19 protein-coding genes are annotated in these 16878 nt (G+C 49.6%); 18 read left to right on the top strand and 1 reads right to left on the bottom strand.

What is annotated here, in order from left to right; all coding sequences use genetic code 11:
• The first annotated feature begins 21 nt into the window (after positions 1-21).
• The 6 genes from MHB49_RS07160 (at position 22) to MHB49_RS07185 (ending at position 5453) form a co-directional block, all read left to right on the top strand.
• The gene (locus tag MHB49_RS07160) at positions 22-1692 is read left to right on the top strand and encodes a GAF domain-containing sensor histidine kinase (RefSeq protein WP_405155603.1); all 1671 of its coding nucleotides are present in this window, start codon (positions 22-24) and stop codon (positions 1690-1692) included.
• An 18-nt stretch (positions 1693-1710) separates the two neighbouring features.
• Positions 1711-2433, top strand: a complete 723-nt coding sequence (locus MHB49_RS07165; protein WP_405155604.1) for a response regulator — start codon at positions 1711-1713, stop codon at positions 2431-2433.
• A gap of 202 nt (positions 2434-2635) precedes the next feature.
• Positions 2636-3199: an NADPH-dependent FMN reductase gene (locus MHB49_RS07170; protein ID WP_405155605.1), complete on the top strand. Its 564-nt coding sequence runs from the start codon at positions 2636-2638 to the stop codon at positions 3197-3199.
• A gap of 52 nt (positions 3200-3251) precedes the next feature.
• Positions 3252-3722 carry a VOC family protein gene (locus MHB49_RS07175; RefSeq protein ID WP_405155606.1) on the top strand — a complete coding sequence of 157 codons (471 nt, stop codon included), beginning with the start codon at positions 3252-3254 and terminating at the stop codon, positions 3720-3722.
• On the top strand, positions 3719-4354 hold the full coding sequence (locus MHB49_RS07180; RefSeq protein WP_405155607.1) for a VOC family protein: 636 nt from the start codon (positions 3719-3721) through the stop codon (positions 4352-4354). Before MHB49_RS07175 ends, MHB49_RS07180 begins: the two co-directional genes overlap by 4 nt.
• Positions 4355-4499: 145 nt before the next feature.
• Entirely contained in the window at positions 4500-5453 is a 954-nt protein-coding gene (locus MHB49_RS07185; RefSeq protein WP_405155608.1) for a hypothetical protein, read from the top strand.
• Between the two features lie 51 nt (positions 5454-5504).
• Here the strand turns inward: MHB49_RS07185 and MHB49_RS07190 are convergent, their stop codons facing one another.
• Complete coding sequence (locus tag MHB49_RS07190; RefSeq protein ID WP_405155609.1) at positions 5505-5987, bottom strand: hypothetical protein; 483 nt, start codon at positions 5985-5987, stop codon at positions 5505-5507.
• A 351-nt stretch (positions 5988-6338) separates the two neighbouring features.
• Here MHB49_RS07190 and MHB49_RS07195 point away from each other — a divergent pair, with 351 nt between their 5' ends.
• The 12 genes from MHB49_RS07195 (at position 6339) to MHB49_RS07250 (ending at position 16874) form a co-directional block, all read left to right on the top strand.
• A complete protein-coding gene (locus MHB49_RS07195; protein WP_405155610.1) occupies positions 6339-8192 on the top strand; it encodes a DUF4127 family protein in 1854 nt (617 codons plus the stop codon).
• Between the two features lie 237 nt (positions 8193-8429).
• A complete protein-coding gene (locus MHB49_RS07200) occupies positions 8430-9503 on the top strand; it encodes a hypothetical protein (protein WP_405155611.1) in 1074 nt (357 codons plus the stop codon).
• A gap of 173 nt (positions 9504-9676) precedes the next feature.
• A complete protein-coding gene (locus MHB49_RS07205; protein WP_405155612.1) occupies positions 9677-9919 on the top strand; it encodes a hypothetical protein in 243 nt (80 codons plus the stop codon).
• Positions 9919-11382: a phage tail sheath family protein gene (locus tag MHB49_RS07210; protein WP_405155613.1), complete on the top strand. Its 1464-nt coding sequence runs from the start codon at positions 9919-9921 to the stop codon at positions 11380-11382. Before MHB49_RS07205 ends, MHB49_RS07210 begins: the two co-directional genes overlap by 1 nt.
• A gap of 94 nt (positions 11383-11476) precedes the next feature.
• A complete protein-coding gene (locus tag MHB49_RS07215) occupies positions 11477-11884 on the top strand; it encodes a phage tail tube protein (RefSeq protein ID WP_110897169.1) in 408 nt (135 codons plus the stop codon).
• Positions 11885-12067: 183 nt separating this feature from the next.
• On the top strand, positions 12068-12502 hold the full coding sequence (locus MHB49_RS07220) for a phage tail assembly chaperone (protein WP_053783415.1): 435 nt from the start codon (positions 12068-12070) through the stop codon (positions 12500-12502).
• Positions 12503-12516: 14 nt separating this feature from the next.
• Positions 12517-12660: a hypothetical protein gene (locus MHB49_RS07225; RefSeq protein WP_162842432.1), complete on the top strand. Its 144-nt coding sequence runs from the start codon at positions 12517-12519 to the stop codon at positions 12658-12660.
• A gap of 25 nt (positions 12661-12685) precedes the next feature.
• Positions 12686-14356, top strand: coding sequence for a hypothetical protein (locus MHB49_RS07230; RefSeq protein WP_405155614.1), 1671 nt, complete (start codon positions 12686-12688; stop codon positions 14354-14356).
• Positions 14357-14410: 54 nt separating this feature from the next.
• Positions 14411-15040, top strand: a complete 630-nt coding sequence (locus MHB49_RS07235; RefSeq protein WP_405157067.1) for a LysM peptidoglycan-binding domain-containing protein — start codon at positions 14411-14413, stop codon at positions 15038-15040.
• Positions 15037-16023 carry a phage portal protein gene (locus tag MHB49_RS07240; protein WP_405155615.1) on the top strand — a complete coding sequence of 329 codons (987 nt, stop codon included), beginning with the start codon at positions 15037-15039 and terminating at the stop codon, positions 16021-16023. The genes MHB49_RS07235 and MHB49_RS07240 overlap by 4 nt, the downstream gene beginning before the upstream one ends.
• The gene (locus tag MHB49_RS07245) at positions 16016-16426 is read left to right on the top strand and encodes a hypothetical protein (protein WP_405155616.1); all 411 of its coding nucleotides are present in this window, start codon (positions 16016-16018) and stop codon (positions 16424-16426) included. Before MHB49_RS07240 ends, MHB49_RS07245 begins: the two co-directional genes overlap by 8 nt.
• Positions 16419-16874 carry a DUF2634 domain-containing protein gene (locus MHB49_RS07250; protein ID WP_064640166.1) on the top strand — a complete coding sequence of 152 codons (456 nt, stop codon included), beginning with the start codon at positions 16419-16421 and terminating at the stop codon, positions 16872-16874. The genes MHB49_RS07245 and MHB49_RS07250 overlap by 8 nt, the downstream gene beginning before the upstream one ends.
• Positions 16875-16878: the final 4 nt, after the last annotated feature.

A 16878-nucleotide genomic window follows, 5' to 3' on the forward strand; every position in this document is an offset into this window, starting at 1 on the left:
AGTCAAAGGAGAGGAATCCGCATGACGGAAAAAGCCGGAATGCAGGAGATGTATACACTGAAGACGATCGCGGAAACGCTCAACACATCCAACGACCTGAATCTGATGCTGGATACGGTACTCGGCAAGCTGTTGGAACTGACGGGTTTGACTACGGGCTGGGTGTTTCTGATCAATCCTCAGGGAGAATACGTCTGCATTGCTGATTACAGTCTGCCTCCTGCTCTGCTGTATAACGACAAGGAGCCAATGCGCTGCGGGTCTTGCTGGTGTGTGAATCGCTTCCGGGACGGGAGATTGGATAATGCCGTCAATATTATTAATTGCAAACGTCTGGAGGATGCCGTGGAACATCAATGGGGAGATACCCATGACATCACCCATCATGCAACGGTTCCGCTCCGCTCGGGGAAGAAGATGCTGGGACTGCTGAATGTTGCTGCGCCAGGAAAAGAGCATTTTAGTGATAGTGAGCTGGCGCTTTTGCAGGCTGTAGCTTATCAGATCGGCAGTGCAATGGAGCGGATGCGATTATACAGCGCAGAGCAAAGGCGTGCGGATTTGTATGTCAGGCTGGGGGAGTTCAGTCGTTCGCTGGGCATGATGGTCAACGAGTGCAGCAGTGCAGATGATATGGCCATGATGGTTGTAAAGCTGCTCGGGCATCATTATGACTGGCCTTTTGCTGCACTGTTATCACAGAAAAACGGAAGTTTTATGGTGCAGTCAGCTCATGCTCATGGCAAGTCCGAAATGATGAATCTCTCCGGATTATCTCCAGAGGTGGAGGCTCGTATGAATGATGTTATTGATTCTCATCGGGCTACGGTATTGAAGGCAACAGAGATTCAGGGCGTTGCTGCCATGTGCAATACCCGGTTTCCGATGTCCGTTTTGGGTTCGGGTCTGGCCGCCCCGATTCCATTAAGTTCTCCCGGCGAAACGGCAGTGCTGGTGGTTGGAATGGACTCGGCGAATGGTTTCCTTCATGCAGATCGCGAGGTTCTTGATGCGCTCGCTGAACATATTACAGCCTCGTGGGAGAGTCTAAGACTGGTATACAAACGCCGGGAATTGACCCGACTGGAGGAAAGAAACCGACTGGCTCGGGATTTGCATGATTCGGTGAATCAAATTTTGTTCTCCCTGTCGCTGACAGCCAAGGGGGCGGAGAGTATGTTATCCGCATCACCACAGATGCATCCCGCTGCGGAAGCGATGAAGGATATCCGTTCCTTGTCACAGGAAGCATTGAAGGAAATGCGTGCCTTGATTATGCAGCTTCGTCCAGCCGGGTTGGAGTCTGGTCTGCTCAGTGCACTGCAGGAATATGGTACAGGACAGGGACTGCAGGTCGTTGTACATCGGACGGGTGTGCGCTCCTTGCCTCAAAGTATTGAGGAAGGCTTATGGCGTATCGGACAGGAAGCGCTGAATAATGTACGTAAACATGCAGGGGTCCCTTCCGCGGAGATATCCCTCCAGCTAAGCGATCAGGAAGCGGTATTAATCGTTACAGATCGTGGAAAAGGGGGAGCCAAAAAGCGTGAGGCCTTGCCTGCCAGTTCACTTGGTCTGTCCATCATGAGAGAACGAGCCCAATCGCTGGGCGGCAGACTTGAACTTGTGAGTTCATCCCGTAAGGGAACATCGGTAACGGTTGTCATTCCACTTCCGTCCGAATCTGTATAAATTCAGGGGGAAGAAGACATGCCGATTACGATTTTACTTGCTGACGATCATGCCATGGTGAGGCGCGGGTTGTATGTGTTTTTGTCCACACAGCCAGATATGGAAGTTGTTGGAGAAGCGTCGAACGGACAGGAAGCACTGGAACAAGCGGAACAGCTGCATCCAGACGTGGTATTAATGGATCTGCATATGCCGGTACTTGATGGGATCGAGACAGCGAGAAGGCTTCGCTCCATCTTGCCTAGAATTCGGATCATCGTACTTACGTCCTTCTCGGATCAGGATCATGTGGTGCCGGCCGTACGCGCAGGAGTGAAGGGATATCTGCTAAAGGATATTGAGCCAGAGGATCTTGCCGCTGCCATTCGTAATGTACATGCAGGTCAGGTAGAACTTCATCCAGCGGCAGCAGGACAATTAATGCATGTGATGGCTTCGTCTGAATTGCCGATGAATGAGTCGCATGGGCGTGCAAATCCCCATCCGTACACTCGGCCTTCAGAGCAAGAGCGGGACGAGCAAGGGAAAGAACATTCTCATGGACCGGACATACTCACCCGTCGGGAACGAGAGGTTCTGGGACTGATCGCACAAGGATTGAGTAATAAAGAGATCGCCATCAAACTAATCATTACCGAGAAAACGGTAAAAACCCATGTCAGTCATCTGTTGGACAAATTAGGCCTGGCAGACCGAACACAAGCTGCACTTCATGCCGTAAGAAATGGTTGGGTTATCTAATCCATCTTCCTGCATTTTTCGATTTAATCCGATATTTTCAGTCTAAAGTCGTAGAAACTCAACCAAAAGGTTGAGTTTTTTTGTGCTGGAAGTTAAGTCTATCTGCCGACGATTCCGAGGTAGAAGCAAGGTAAGATGAGAGTAGGGAAAGTTGAATCGAAGAGATGGAATGTTTTTATAAAATCGAAGGAGAGTGACATCAATGAATATTATCATTTTGGCAGGCAGTAATCGGAAAAATGCAACCAGTACACGTTTAGGGGAATATGCCGTTGAAGTCATCAATGGTCAGGGGCATGAAGCCAGCTTGTTTGATTTATATCAGACACCGCTCCCTTTTTATGCACCGGATGAAAAACAGAATGAAGATCAAAATCTGTCTGATTTGAACACGCGTATGCTCGCGGCAGATGCCATTATTTTGTCCACGCCAGAGTATCACGGCAGCATCAGTGGTGTTCTAAAAAATGCATTGGATCACCTGAGCCAGGCTCATTTTAGTGGTAAACCGGTATTATCCATCAGCTCCGCAGGAGGCGCGGTCGGAGTAAGCTCACTTTTGCAGCTGCAGGCCATTATTCGCAATTTGCATGGGATTAACGCGCAGGAGTGGATTTCCATTGGTGGTGCACAGCGCAGAAGGTTTGAAGCAACGTTTGACGGATACGAAGAATTTGAAGGCAGTCAGGATATTGAGGACCGGATCAAACGCGTTCTGGGTTCCTTTTTGCACCTTGCAGAGACATTAACAGCTGCGCGGAAATGAGAAAGAATTAACGGAAACTAACCATAGATAAAAAGAGAAAGAGGTTTTCATTATGATTAAAGGTATATTTGAAACCCATCTGAACGTAACGGATCTGGAGAGATCCCATCATTTCTATGAACAGATCATTGGATTGCAGCACGCTTATGGGCAGAAGGATCGTGGGAACTCCTTTTACTGGATTGGCGGTGAAGGCAACGCAATGCTCGGACTGTGGCAAAAGGACCCTTCCGAGGTGCGGCGACAGCATTTTGCTTTTCAGGTATCGTTGGAGGACATGAAGCAAGCTGTCACTTACCTGGAGGATAAAGGGATCAAGACGCGTAACTTTCTGGATGATGATATTGGCGAGTTGTATGTATTTGGATGGATGCCGGCTGTGTCCGTATATTTTACCGATCCGGATGGTCATTCCCTGGAATTCATATCGATGCTCCCGGATGAAGCGAAGCCGGAACTCGGCATGGTGCCATGGAGTGAGTGGGAGAAGATACACGGTCGGATGAAGGGGGACTCAGGATGATTTTTGAAGAGGTCAAATGTTATACAGCACGATTGGAAGACATCAAACCATTTTATGTGGATACTTTGGGATTGGAGCTGCTTGAGGAGTCTCGGCATTCATTTACGATACGAGTTGGATTAACGAAGATGATATTCGCTGAGAGTAGAACAGAACAGGAACCCTTCTATCACTTCGCCTGGATGATTCCAGCCAATCGTTTTCAGGAGGCCAAAGCGTGGGCAGCGGCACGTGTCCGTTTAAGTAGGTATGAAGGTGAGGATGAGACTTATTCAACCAATTGGAACTCGACTTCGCTCTATTTCGAAGATCCTGTCGGTAACATTCTGGAGCTGATTGCTCATCATACCGTTCATAACGAGAGTGACCGCACCTTTTCGGAGAAGGATCTGCTGCAGGTGTGTGAGGTGGGACTTGTCACGGAAGATGTGCTTTCTACGGTAGATGAACTTGAGCAGATGGCGTTGAAACGATGGAGAGCAATTAGCGATACATTTGCCCCTATAGGGGATGTGAACGGTCTGTTTATTGTGGTGAAGAAGGAGCGAGTCTGGTTCTTTTCCGAGCAAAAAGCTAACATATATCCGCTGGAAGTGTCCATTCGTGATGTTGGGAGACTTCGAATCGGCTAAAATGACGCGGAACAGCAGGCAAAACGGTCATATGTGCACCATTTGAATCATCTTATAGAAGTAAACGCTTTATAAAGAGTGTTTTGCTAAAAAACTGTTGCTAGTCGTATCTATATCAGGGTTTGCATCGATGAAGGGTGGTGGCATGTTGGATCGACGTTTGTTGGAAGAAGGGCTGGCTATTATGGTATCCAGTCGGGAGCGTACAGGAGATTTGTGGCACGCGCATTATGGGGCGGGAGCTATTGCGGCTTATTTCTGGTTGCGGGAAAATCGTCTCACCGCCCTTGCAGCAGGCAGTGTTACGGCTGAAGCGAAAGCCATGCTTCGCCAGCACGGATTGAAGGATGGCTTGACCTCCCTGAAGGGAGAGGCTGTGCCAAGGGAAGAGGCCGAAGCGCGTATTACCGAAGCGCTGCATCGGACCATCGGAGAGCTGCACTGGGTTGGCCATCAGGCCATCTATGGTGCCCTCAGTCTGAAAGCCATTCGGGAACTGGATGGTTGGGGCACGCAACACGACATGGAACAGATGGTTGAACTTATTGATTCTTTTGAACGTACCATCCCAGGAAGATCTTGGGTAAACACGACTGTGAAAGAAATTCGCAGCTTGAAGTTAAATGAGGCAGACGGATTCCCTGATATAGAACGCCCGGAACAATTGTCCCGGCTGATTCTGGATGAGCTTGGCGCATTTCGTACCATCTATCAGGCAGAAGCACATCATGATCTGATCGGCCACATGTTAACCTACGGGCACGCGCTTAATATATTATTTGAACTGGATTATCCTGCTTTGTTCCATAAAGGCATTCCGCCTTTTCTCACGATGGTTAAGGCGCTGCGACTGAGTAGGGATGTGGATGTTGCACAGGAGATGCCCACACTGCAATCTCCTGTAGACCGTCTGCCATTGATCCGTGCAGAACGCTCTGTTGCACTTCCACATGAACTGGAATACTGGCTCACTGACAGACGTTCTCGCGATTGGCACGGAGGTCATCTGTTCAAATTTCCATTCAGCTTCTACCATCATGCCAGAAACGGAAATTCGGTTCCAGAAAGCTGGGAAAACTTCCGCTATATTATCGCGTGAGCAAAATACGTTTAAGAGAGCACAGCCTGAGATGGCTGTGCTTCTTCTTTTTTAATGGAGCCATATTTCAAGGATAAACAGGAGCAGAATAACTCTGGACGCCAGCATGTATGGTGATTTTCGCATGGGCTGACGCGCTGACCATATTCCCCAGGAACTCATAAGCGCGATACTGCCCCAGAACACCCACAAGGGAATGCCTTCGGGCGTAAAAGGAAAGGAGGGCGAGGGCAGCCTTGTGTTTCCAGTCCCAAGCAGAACCGTGGTCATATAGACGAGCACAAGGAAAAGTAACTCAAAAAGCAGCGTTTGCAGCCAGAAATAATAGATGTGCAGCACTCGAAGCAGAATGACTGTGACCAGGATAAACAGGATACCAACGGATGAGAATGTAGCAGCGGTCCATCCAATGAGTGAAGTAGTTAGAACATCTGTTTCCTGATAAAAGGTGTACATTGTCAATGCATACATAACGGGGCCAGCCATATAACTGGTAACAGCAATCCACAGATAGAACCAGAGCTTTTTTTTCATGATTGTATCCATCCTTTATGGTAAATAGGGTTAGAAAGGTTGCTTATATCATATAAACAGCATCAGGAATGGATTTGTTGGTTTATCCGGTAAACTCTCCGCAAGAAACCGACGTTTAACCGCCGTGAGAGCAACAACAAATAGACGTAATCCATACGGACAACCGACAGCGCGACCGATTTAAACATGTAAGATTGTATTATCGGATCAGCAGCAAGTGACCCTATCCCGATAAGCACATACGCTAATGTACGGTCCCTCCAAGGGTCGTTTTTTTATGCGGTGATTGCACACTTGCTCTGATCGGGTACTAAAGAAAGACTGAATATATCTAACAGGAGGTTTTCGGATATGAAAACAGTATTGTATGTTCCACTGGATGATCGTCCAGCGAATCTGGATGACGTCGTTGTACAAGGAAAAGCAGCCGGTATCCACATCATTACACCGCACCTGGGTGACATTCAAAATCGTCTGGATTCCGAGAAAACGGTAGAAGGGTCTACGTTGCTTGGGACATCTACGCCTACGTATGGGAAACCGTCCAACATTCATGATTTCATTTTGAAAAATGCCGCCAAAGTCGATGGATTCATCATCTCTTCGGATATGCTGGCTTATGGGGGGCTGATTGGCAGTCGTCAGCTTCGTGAAGATGGAGGCGGCATATATCCTGATTATGATCAGGACACCACCCGTTTACTCGATGTGATCAAAGCGATTAAAGGGAAATATCCACGCAAACCGGTGTTTGTGATGGATACCATTATGCGACTCGCCACCACCTCTTTTGCAGATGGTCTCGCATTGGATGCCTACAACGAGTCACGTGCACTGATGCAGCAGCCACGCCAGTCCTCTACGGCATTCGAGGATATTGTGAACGGGTACAACCTTTCTCCAGAGTCTACGGAATATGGGGAAACGACGTATTTTAATAAAGAACAGTACTACAACACCAGACAACATAAATTCAAAACCAATCTGTACATTCTGGATAAGCTTGCTCGCAAAGGATATATTGACTTCCTCGCCGTAGGCGTCGACGATGCGAATACGCAAGGCGTTCAGATTAATGAGATCAATTATGTGGAAGCACGAATCAATGAATGGCTCGGTGGGACGGATGGACAAAATCCGGATCGGGCTATTATTCTTCCGGATGCGGATGGCCTGGGTCACGCTCTGGTCGCTCGTATGGCGAACCAATTGCTTCGTGGTGGGAAGAAGACGCGTTATGCAGTGAAATATTTTGGCCCTCATGGTTCCACGATTATCAATGCCTATGAATATATGAATGTGCACGAGAATGTGGTGCGTCATGTGGATATTGTTGGTGGTGTGGTTGTGGCGGATTCCGCTTACCCGGAGCCTGAAGTGGGAACGGACACAACTTCCAATGCGGAAAATGGGAATGAATTAACGAGTGCTGCCTCTATCGATGAAGCTTCTTCGTTTGACATGGCGTCCGAGCTGGATCGTATGACGAATCGTCATCCAGGCAAACCGGGTAAAAATCCGGTGGACATTGAGATTATTGCCATTACGGCGCTGGATCAGGTGCAGGCAGCTGTGGCGCAGTTGACGAGTAATAGTGAGAAAGGTCTTCCTTCGGTGCTGATTGATTTTGTAGGAAAAGGTCCAGCCAACGTGGATGTAGCCGAAGCACTCCTGAATAGTCCGTATACAGGTCGGGTTTTGGGTTACAGTGCATGGAATACGCCGGGGAACAAAATCGGTATGGCTGTGGGTATGGGACAATCCCGCTATGCTCTGATTACAACCGAAACCCATGCTCACGCGTTGCGAGATGCCATGAATGCACAAGGTTCATTGTTGTTCAAACGTTTCCTGAAAGATTACTACTATAAAGCAGTAGCGATTGCAGATATTCGTACGTATTCCAGAGCGCATGCGCTGTATACCAATGTGGCCACCCTTGCGGATCAGAACATGTCATTGTTTAACTCGGAAGAGGATTATGCTCATTTGCAGACTTTACTCAGGGATCTGATGCAGACCCATACAGCAACGTTGGCAGGAAAACCGGCTTTTGCCCAAGGGAACGTAGCGATCAAACAAATCTGTAATGGCAAAGCAGCCTATGCGGAGTATTGCAGTGCACTCCTGGAATATGCGAACCCCGACTTCATCTGGGGACGTGCGTTTGAGATCACGTTGAATCCGAAAGTTACGCTGAAATAAGGTGCGTTGGCATGAGACGTGCTGAGTCGTCTTTTTTCCACCCCAGATACACCCTTATTCGCACTGAAGTCGTACGAATCACCATCCGCGCTAGGGATGAAAGGGGGTAAGATTGTATTATCGGATCCATAGCAAAGGACACACACCGAAAGCACACACACCGAAAGCACACACACCGAAAGCACATACGCTAATGTACAGACCGGCCACAAGGGGCCGGTCTTTTTGATGCGGTGAATGGTGTCCAGCTTTGGCGCCGGTGGAGAACCGTCAGCACAGAGACGTACTGACGGTGAATTCCTTTTTCCATTAGCAGATTGGTTAAAGGGGGAGTTCGCTGCTGCCACATTGTCGCTGCACAATGCGGACAGATCGAAACTTGCAGCTGAAGGGAGTGAAATGAATGTGCCTATGCGTAGTGGGTTAAACAACATGGACAGCTCAGAGAAATTGAGTAGCGTCATTAGGCGAACGTTGAAGCAGAAGCTCGGCGCTCTTGTCCCGGCATGGAATGGCCAAGTAAAGGATATTCCTGCACCGGGAGAGGTGTTAGCAGGACCCTGTGCCGTGATTGCTTTTGCAGAAGAAGTACCGAAGTCTGCTTGGGCGGGGTATAGGCGGATCATCAAAATCTCTCCATATGCACGCCCGGAAGATGGAGGTGCTGAACAAGTAGAAGTATGGTCAGCAGCGCTGATGGAAGGACTGCACCAGGTCAGGCTGGAGGATGAAGAGGGTGGGGCATTTACCTGCACTTATCTGGGTTCTTCGGATGGCGATCGTGTGGACGTCAGTTCTGGACTGGTTACGCGCAGCCTGCGATTTGGGGTGTATGTTCCGGAAACGGTGAAAATCGCTCAGGCAGAAACGGCAGACTCGTGGATGGCTGCACTTCAAGGCTGGACACGAACTCAGCTCGGCGAGGAATGGTCCGTATATGGGGATGTCTGGCCTGGAGGTTACAGGGCCAAGTCCATACTGTGGCGATTAACGGGATGCAGTACAACCACCGCAGGGACTTCGGCGTTGGAGATTCGTAAGCAATGGATCGGGCATGTGCTGTCTGCCAATGTGGCAGATGTCCGTCAAACGGTCACACATCTGGTTGAACAACTGGCTGTGCAGGCCCGAATTGCTCTGACGGATACAGACGATACGCGATATGTGACGGTGGATGAAGTTTCTGCCGACCTGCAGGCCGACGCCTACTTGAACGGGCAGATTCGTCTGACGCTGCAGCAGCATATTCGTCGTCCGGGAACGGATGTACCTTTGATCCGCGAGATTCACCATAGCAAAGGGATAGAGTGAAGATAGAGTAAACGTTAACCAAGAGGAACTCTTGATGGGGTTCCAGATAAGAAAGTCAATATCATAGCTGTAGCCTCAAATTTATAAGTTCGTAGGTTCATAGGGACGAAAATTCATAGAGTCATAGGGACAAAAATTCATAGGTCAAAAAGATAGTACCAAGATTAGGTTCAATGAATACGGCAGTCAGTCCAACAGATGAGGTGAGATGGCCCATGGCAAGCTCCGTGAAAAAAAATAAACAGGCCGCCCCGCAATATACGCAGGCCGAGCTGATGAATCATGCCGAAGCCCTCTTTGCCGTTAAGGCAGAGGTGCTGTATGGTGCGCTGTACGAAGCAGCGCAAGAGACGTTTTCCATTGAGGAAGCGAAGGAACGCATCAACCAATTTATGAAAGCGAAGGTGAAGGGATAATGGCAGGCGGAACTTGGGAGCAAACGAATCGTCCGGTACTTCCGGGCTTATATATGAATTTTCAGGCAGCAGCGTCTTCGGCCATTCAGGCTGGTAATCGCGGAACGGTTGTTGTGCCGATCAAGGCCAACTGGGGTCCGGTGGGCACTTTTGTAGAAGTCGGCAGTGAAGCTGCAATTGAGCGTATTTTCTCGGCGCATGCCCTGGATAACGGGACAGCCTATACGTCCTTGAAGCTAGCCCTGCTGGGTGGACCGAAAAAGCTGCTCGCATATCGGGTAGCCGGAGAGACGGCGAAAGCAGCCACACTTACGCTGAAAGATAGCAGTGATGCAGCCGTGCTGCAACTGGACGCCAAGTATCCGGGTGACCGGGGTAACGGGTTCTACGTCACCATTCAGCCGGGTGTAATTGATAATACGAAGCATGAAGTGCGCTTGTTTGAAGGCAACCGCATGTTGTATGCACTGCTGACTGCGGATATTTCGGCAGCGTCGCTGGCGAAAGAGATCAATGCGGATGAAAGCAACATTTGGATTAACGCTCAGGCGATTGGCGATGGTACAGGTGTCGTTGCAACCGTTGCGGGAGCGGCGTTCAAAGGTGGTGCAAGTGGCAACGATGGATTGACCAATACGGAGTATATTGCCGTGCAGGGCGCGCTGGAAGGTGAGCAATTCGATGTATTGGCACTGGATCATGCAGCGGATGCACCTTTGCTGGCGAGCTTTGCAGCATGGGTGAAACGTGTGCGCAGTGAGGGTAAACCGGTGCTGGCTGTATTCGGCGGTACTGCGGCAGACGACACCTCTGCGACCGCTGCACAGAAGGCGGCGGCACGTTCACTCACGTTGAATCATGAGGGCGTAATCAATGTTGGTACGGGTGTGCGTCTGGGGGATGCTTTCTATAGCTCGGCTGAGACTTCCGCTTATGTCGCAGGTCTGATTGCCGGACAACGTTTGAATGAATCCACAACATACGCACCTTCTCCGTTCGATGACGTGACTCGTCGCTGGACTCGTGCAGAACAGGAGCAGGCGGTACAGAATGGCGTATTTATTTTCTTCCACGATGGACGTCAGGTGAAGGCGCTTCGCGGAGTGAATACACTCGTGACCCCTGCCGCAGGACAGAATAATGCCTGGAAAAAAATTCGTTCCATTCGTGTGATGGATGCCATTAATACGGATTTGCAGCGCTCTGCTGAAGATACGTATATCGGCAAAGTAAACAATACGGAAGAAGGACGCCAAGCGCTGATCGGTGCGATGAAAGCCTATCTGGCGCTGCTTGCACAGAGTAATGTCATTGAAGCTGAGGGATACGATGTCGTTCTTGACCCGGCGTATTATGGTGCTGCACCTATTCTTAAGCCGGAGGCGGATCAGGTATTCCTGCAATGGAACGTGAAGCTGACGGATGTAATGGAGCAGTTGTTTGGAACATTTTACGTGCAATAAGGTTTGTGTAGAAGGAAACGGTCTTTTAAAAGAGACGCCGATTCGTTGAATGGATGGTTTATACGATATTTTCTAATCTCAAGGAGGAATTGTCATGTTGGATGCGTCAAGAGTAATTCTCGGTACCCATGGTCAGCTGCATATCGACGGTGTGTGGCAGACGAATATTAATAAGCTGGAGGCCAGCGTAGAAATCGAGAAGCGTGAGCTGAATCTGGTCGGCAACGATTGGAAAGTACACAAGAATGGTGCGAAAAAAGGAACAGGTACGATGACAGGTTACAAAGTCACTTCGGACATGATCCAGCGTGGCTTCACCAAGTTCCAGATTATTTCCAAACTCGACGATCCTGAATCTTACGGACATGAGAGTGTCCTGCTGAAAGGCTGCATGGTGGACAAAATCCAACTCGCGAACTGGACAGCGGGTGAGGAAGTACCGGAGGAAACAGGCTTTACGTTTGAAGGATTTGAATTGTTGAATCCGATTGTAGCGAACTAAGAATGGAATGATTTCGAACTTCGAAAAGGCCTCGTAAAGCTACTTGTCTAATCAGGCGAACGGGCAACGAGACTTAACAGAAGTGGGATACACAGACAGGCCGAGAAATTCTCGGTCTCTTTGTTATCCCTGAATATGGAGATGTTTTAACCCAATTGTAAAATGAGAAGGAGATCGCACCCCATGAGTATGAATGAGAATATGTCTGAAGAACAAATTTTGGATCAGTTGTTTGAAGCAGCAGAACGTTTGCCGGAAGAGAATGTACGCATTCAACGTTTGGATCTGCTGCTGACTCTGCGTGGATTGACATCCTCCAAAGTGGATCAGATCCGCGAACGCTGTACGATTCGCAAAACGGTCAAAGGCCGCACCGAGGAAAAGGTGGATACCGAAACGTTTAACGCGCTGCTGATTTCCGAAGCCACGGTAAAAATGAATGTGCGGGGCCTCGAGCTGTCCGGTTGGGGAGACAACCGTATTACCGGACGCATGAAGCTGTCCGGTGGGGAACAAGCGGTTCGCCGCATGCTGCTCGCAGGTGAGCTGGATGCTGTTGGCGACAAGGTACTTGAGCTGTCCGGCTTCGGTGTGGAGATTGAAGACCTAAAAAACTGATTCACTCCGGCGGGATGACTACGTTCCTGTATCACATGTGGGTTCGTCATCATCTACGGCCCGGAGAATTCTGGTCCCTGCCACGCGGGGAGCGTTCGCTGTTGATTGCGTTCTCGGAAGAGGAAATGGCAGCGATCACCTCGCAAATGAATAGATAACTAGATCGGACAGGGGGTGAAAGAAATGGCAGAAATGATTGTGGGTTTGTCCAAATCAAACGCGGAAATGCGGACGACCATCCGTTATTTGGATCAGATCCAGCGTTCTACTGAACGTTTGGGCAGAGTTCGCTATCAGAGTTTGATCAAGGTAAACAATGAGCTGAGAACGACCGGGCGCAGGCTGGAAAGCATCTATAGTACAGCTGTTCGGCTCAGCAGGCTGCGGATTACGCCGACGGTTGGGTTGATTGACAGTGCGACTCCAGCATTAAATGGTTTGTTGAAAAAAATGAAGCAAATCCGATCTAAAATGTTGAATGCTACAGCTAATGTACAGCACAAAGTCAGCCACCAAATTTCAGGTGTGTCCATTAATGTGAATTCACAGCCATTGATCGATGCCTTGAATACCAATACGCAATCTATTCATATGCTGAGTACCAAGCTCGACTCCATCAATATTGGGGCGGCATCAGGAGGCGAAGAAAAGCCTAAAACCTTTTTACAAAAGATGAAAGGCATGTTTGATCGAGGAAAATCGATTTCTTCAGGAGTAAAAAAGGGATTTGACGCCAGAAGTAGTGGGAAAAAGCTGTGGAGAGAAATAACAACCCCATCTACCCCAGGAAATAAATGGAAGAAAGCGGTAAGGGTTACGAAACGCGGAGCTACTTTTATGAACGATTTCTCGACCGCCGGGTCCGATTTAATCGGTGGTATAGACGGAATGTGGGGAGATGTGAAAGGGTTATTTGGTGGCAGTGGTGGTGGAGCAGGAGGTGGTGGAGCCTCTGGAATAATGAGTAAACTGGGTGGCGGATTAGCTAAGGGAGCAGGCAAGCTATTTGCACCGATTCGTATGTTTAGCAATATTAAAGATCTTGCAAGCGCCCCTCCAGAGGAACGAGTGCGTGCATTAGGTTCTGTTGCTGGTAGTGCATTAGGAACTACTCTCGGTAGCATCCTTGGCAGTGTAATTCCGGTGGGTGGAACCCTGGCAGGCGGTGCAATAGGTGGATGGCTTGGCGAGAAAGCAGGTGGCTGGGTTGGCGATAAGGTAGGTGGGTTTATCAATAACCATGCAGAGGGTATTTCGAAAATGGCGAATCTTGCTGTGGAGGGAACGAATATTGTTATGGAGAAATCAAAGGATATGTTCAATGGCATATCCAGTTTCTTCGGTTTTGGCTCCAAGAAAGAGGAAGAGAAGCCTGTCGTATCCGTATCCACTGTCCCAGAAGCCCAGGCGGCAACGGTGGCTTTAACCTCGCAAGCAGCGACAGGTCCGCAGATGCCACCTGCCTATATTCCATCGGCACTGACAATGACGGGTCCGGCAGCATATATGAACAGCAAGTTCGGTCAACCTACGGCAGCAGGATTCATGGGAACAAGCGTGATGCAAAACCAAGCGATGGCGCTTGGTAACGGAGCTCAAACGAATGCTAATGGCAAATCATCCACGATAACCGTACAAATTTCCGAAGACCAGATGAGCAGTCTGTCCGGTTACCTGAAGGATTTTAAAACCGAGACGACCAACCAGATCACCGTCAACGTACCGCAAGGGGCTGTTCAGGTGACCGTCCGGGAGAACGCTATTGACTACGATGCCATCTCACATCAGGTTGGCATGAGATTTGCAGGCGAAGTGCGCCGTGCGATGGAAAACCGAAAAACCATTATGGCCTAAGCAGAAAGGAGGCCGTTTATGACTGTTTTTGAAGATAACGTGGAAGGTGTCAAAATGGAATTTACCCTGATCGATGGGAAAACGAAGTTTCAATTTCCGGTGAAACCGGAGGAACTAACGATCTCCCGATCCAAAGGGTATGAAACGATTAATATGCTGGAGCATGGCGAGTTTGATTTTGCGCAGGGGGAGAAGGTGAAGGAGATCACCTTCTCTTCTTTTTTTCCCAAAGAATATGATGCGTCCTATTGCATGTACGAGCCTTTGCCTGATCCGCGTGTAGCGATGAATATGCTGAATACGTTTCTGGTATCGAAGAAGCCGCTGCGCTTCATCATTACCAACACAGGGGTAAACGTGCCCGTATATCTGATCTCGCACAATACGACCTTCCGGGGCGGTGAGAGCGGAGATATTTACTTTGACATTACGCTGCGTACGTGGCGGGACTCCAAAGTGGAGAAGGTTGGCGGTGCAGCATCTGCGAGCAAATCGGGTTCTCGTACGGATCTGAAAACGAGCAGCAAGACCTACACCGTCAAATCTGGCGATTCCCTGTCCAAAATAGCCAAGCTTGAGCTGGGCAGTAGTTCCAAATGGAACGAAATTTATAAGCTCAATGTGAAGACCATTGGCAGTGATCCAAACCGGATCAAGCCGGGACAAAAGCTGGTGATGCCATGACCTACAAGGTCATTGTGGACGACAAATTTGACATCACCAAACTGGTGGAGACGATTACGTTGAAGGACTCGCTCGACCAGATTGCCTATCAGGCCAACATCCGGCTGGCGGTGTCTGCATCTTCGGGTCTGCCTGCGATCTCACCGGGTATGGCGGTGCGGATCAGCGGGATTCCTTTTGGCGAAAAATCAATGGTTCACTTGCTGCACCCTGCCGTCATCTGGGAAGTGGAAAGCTCGAATAGCGGTACCAAGCGACTGTCCCTGACCGTCTACGACCGGATGATTTATCTGGAAAAATCAGAGGATGAGTTCCTGCTGCCGAAAGACCAGACTGCTACGCAGCGTCTCAAAACGTACGCCAAGGAATGGAAAATACCCTACGCCGCGCTGCCGGATACCAAGACAAAGCTGAGTAAAGCGGTGTATCGGTCGCAGACGATTTTTTCGATGATGTTTGCCGATCTAAAGGAAACGGTGAAGTCTGGTGGAGATATTTATCATCCGCGGATGACGCCGGGTGGGCTGCAGCTGTTCAAGGTGGGCAGTAATGCAAAGGTGCATGAGCTGGATCGACTGATTGATCTGACCCAGATGCGTACGCTCGAAGGTGCGGTCACCAAAGTTAAAGTGATGGCGGCCTCGGAGTCCAGCAGCGGCAAAGAGGTTCCTTCCAAAGTACTCGCGATTGAGCAGGACGGTGTAGCTGAACTGGGCACGCTGCAAAAGCTGATTGAGGACGATCAGGTGAAAACAGCGACGGCCGCCAAGAAGCTGGCGAAAAGCCGTCTGACGGGTATTCAGGAGACCTTTACCGTATCTGCACCAGATGTGAATACGATTCGTGCCGGAGACGCGGTGCTGCTCAAAGGGCTGAAGCTAATCGTCATGTCTGTCAGCCGTGATCTGTCCGCTGGGCATGGAACGATGACGTTGGAACTGGGCACGGCCGAGCTGGTGAAAAGGAGGGTTTACCTTGAATAAAGAAGATCCGTACGGACATTTTGCCGAAGTCATGCGGGGTGCGATGAGCACGCATACTCGTCAGGCCGTGAGCGGCATGGGAGCGGTGCTGGGTACGATGACTTCATCCGGTGTGAAGCTGGATGATTTCAAGCACGAGGTGCAGGACTATCTCGTGGCCGAGTTTCCTGGGACATTAAATTTGCCGGAGCGCGAGGCTGCTGGCTCGATTTCCGGTATACCTGACGTGGCAAACGGCGGAACGACGGGCACGGGAAGGTTTCTTTTGCAAAAAGGGGAAGTGGAAGAAGCGGTGTGGTCTCTTGGTAAAGGATTGAAAGCTGGAGATCGAGTGCTGGCGATGCGGGTGAATGGCGGTAACGACATTGTGGTGCTGTGTAAGGTGGTGAGTGCGAATGCCTAGTTTGTTCCCGGAAACGGGTTTGGTATGGGGAGATGAGGAAGATCTGTCGGGGGCGGCTTCGGAAGAGGTGAGATTTGGACGGAGCTGGCGATTCGATTACGATGCAGGGGATTTTGTGCTGACCCCAAGTGGCAAAGTTGCTGCGGCAGGAGCGCATGAAGCGTGGGTGCAGTGGTGCATCAAAGCAGTGAAAACGCCACGTTACAGACATGTGATTTACTCCCGAAACTATGGATCGGAGCTGGATGAGTTGGTTGGTCAGGGTGACAGCCGGGGAGTGATGGAAAGTGAGATTACCCGGATGGTTACGGAGACGCTGCTGGCTGATCCTCGCACAGATTCGGTAGACCAGTTTACGTTTGATTGGAATCGGGAGCAGTGCATGTTCTCGTGTCGGGTGGCGAGTGTGCAGGAAGAGATGTTTATTCTGGAAAGTGAGGTGATCTGACGGG

The organism is Paenibacillus sp. FSL K6-0108, assembly GCF_045040695.1.
GTDB classification, from domain to species: domain Bacteria; phylum Bacillota; class Bacilli; order Paenibacillales; family Paenibacillaceae; genus Paenibacillus; species Paenibacillus pabuli_B.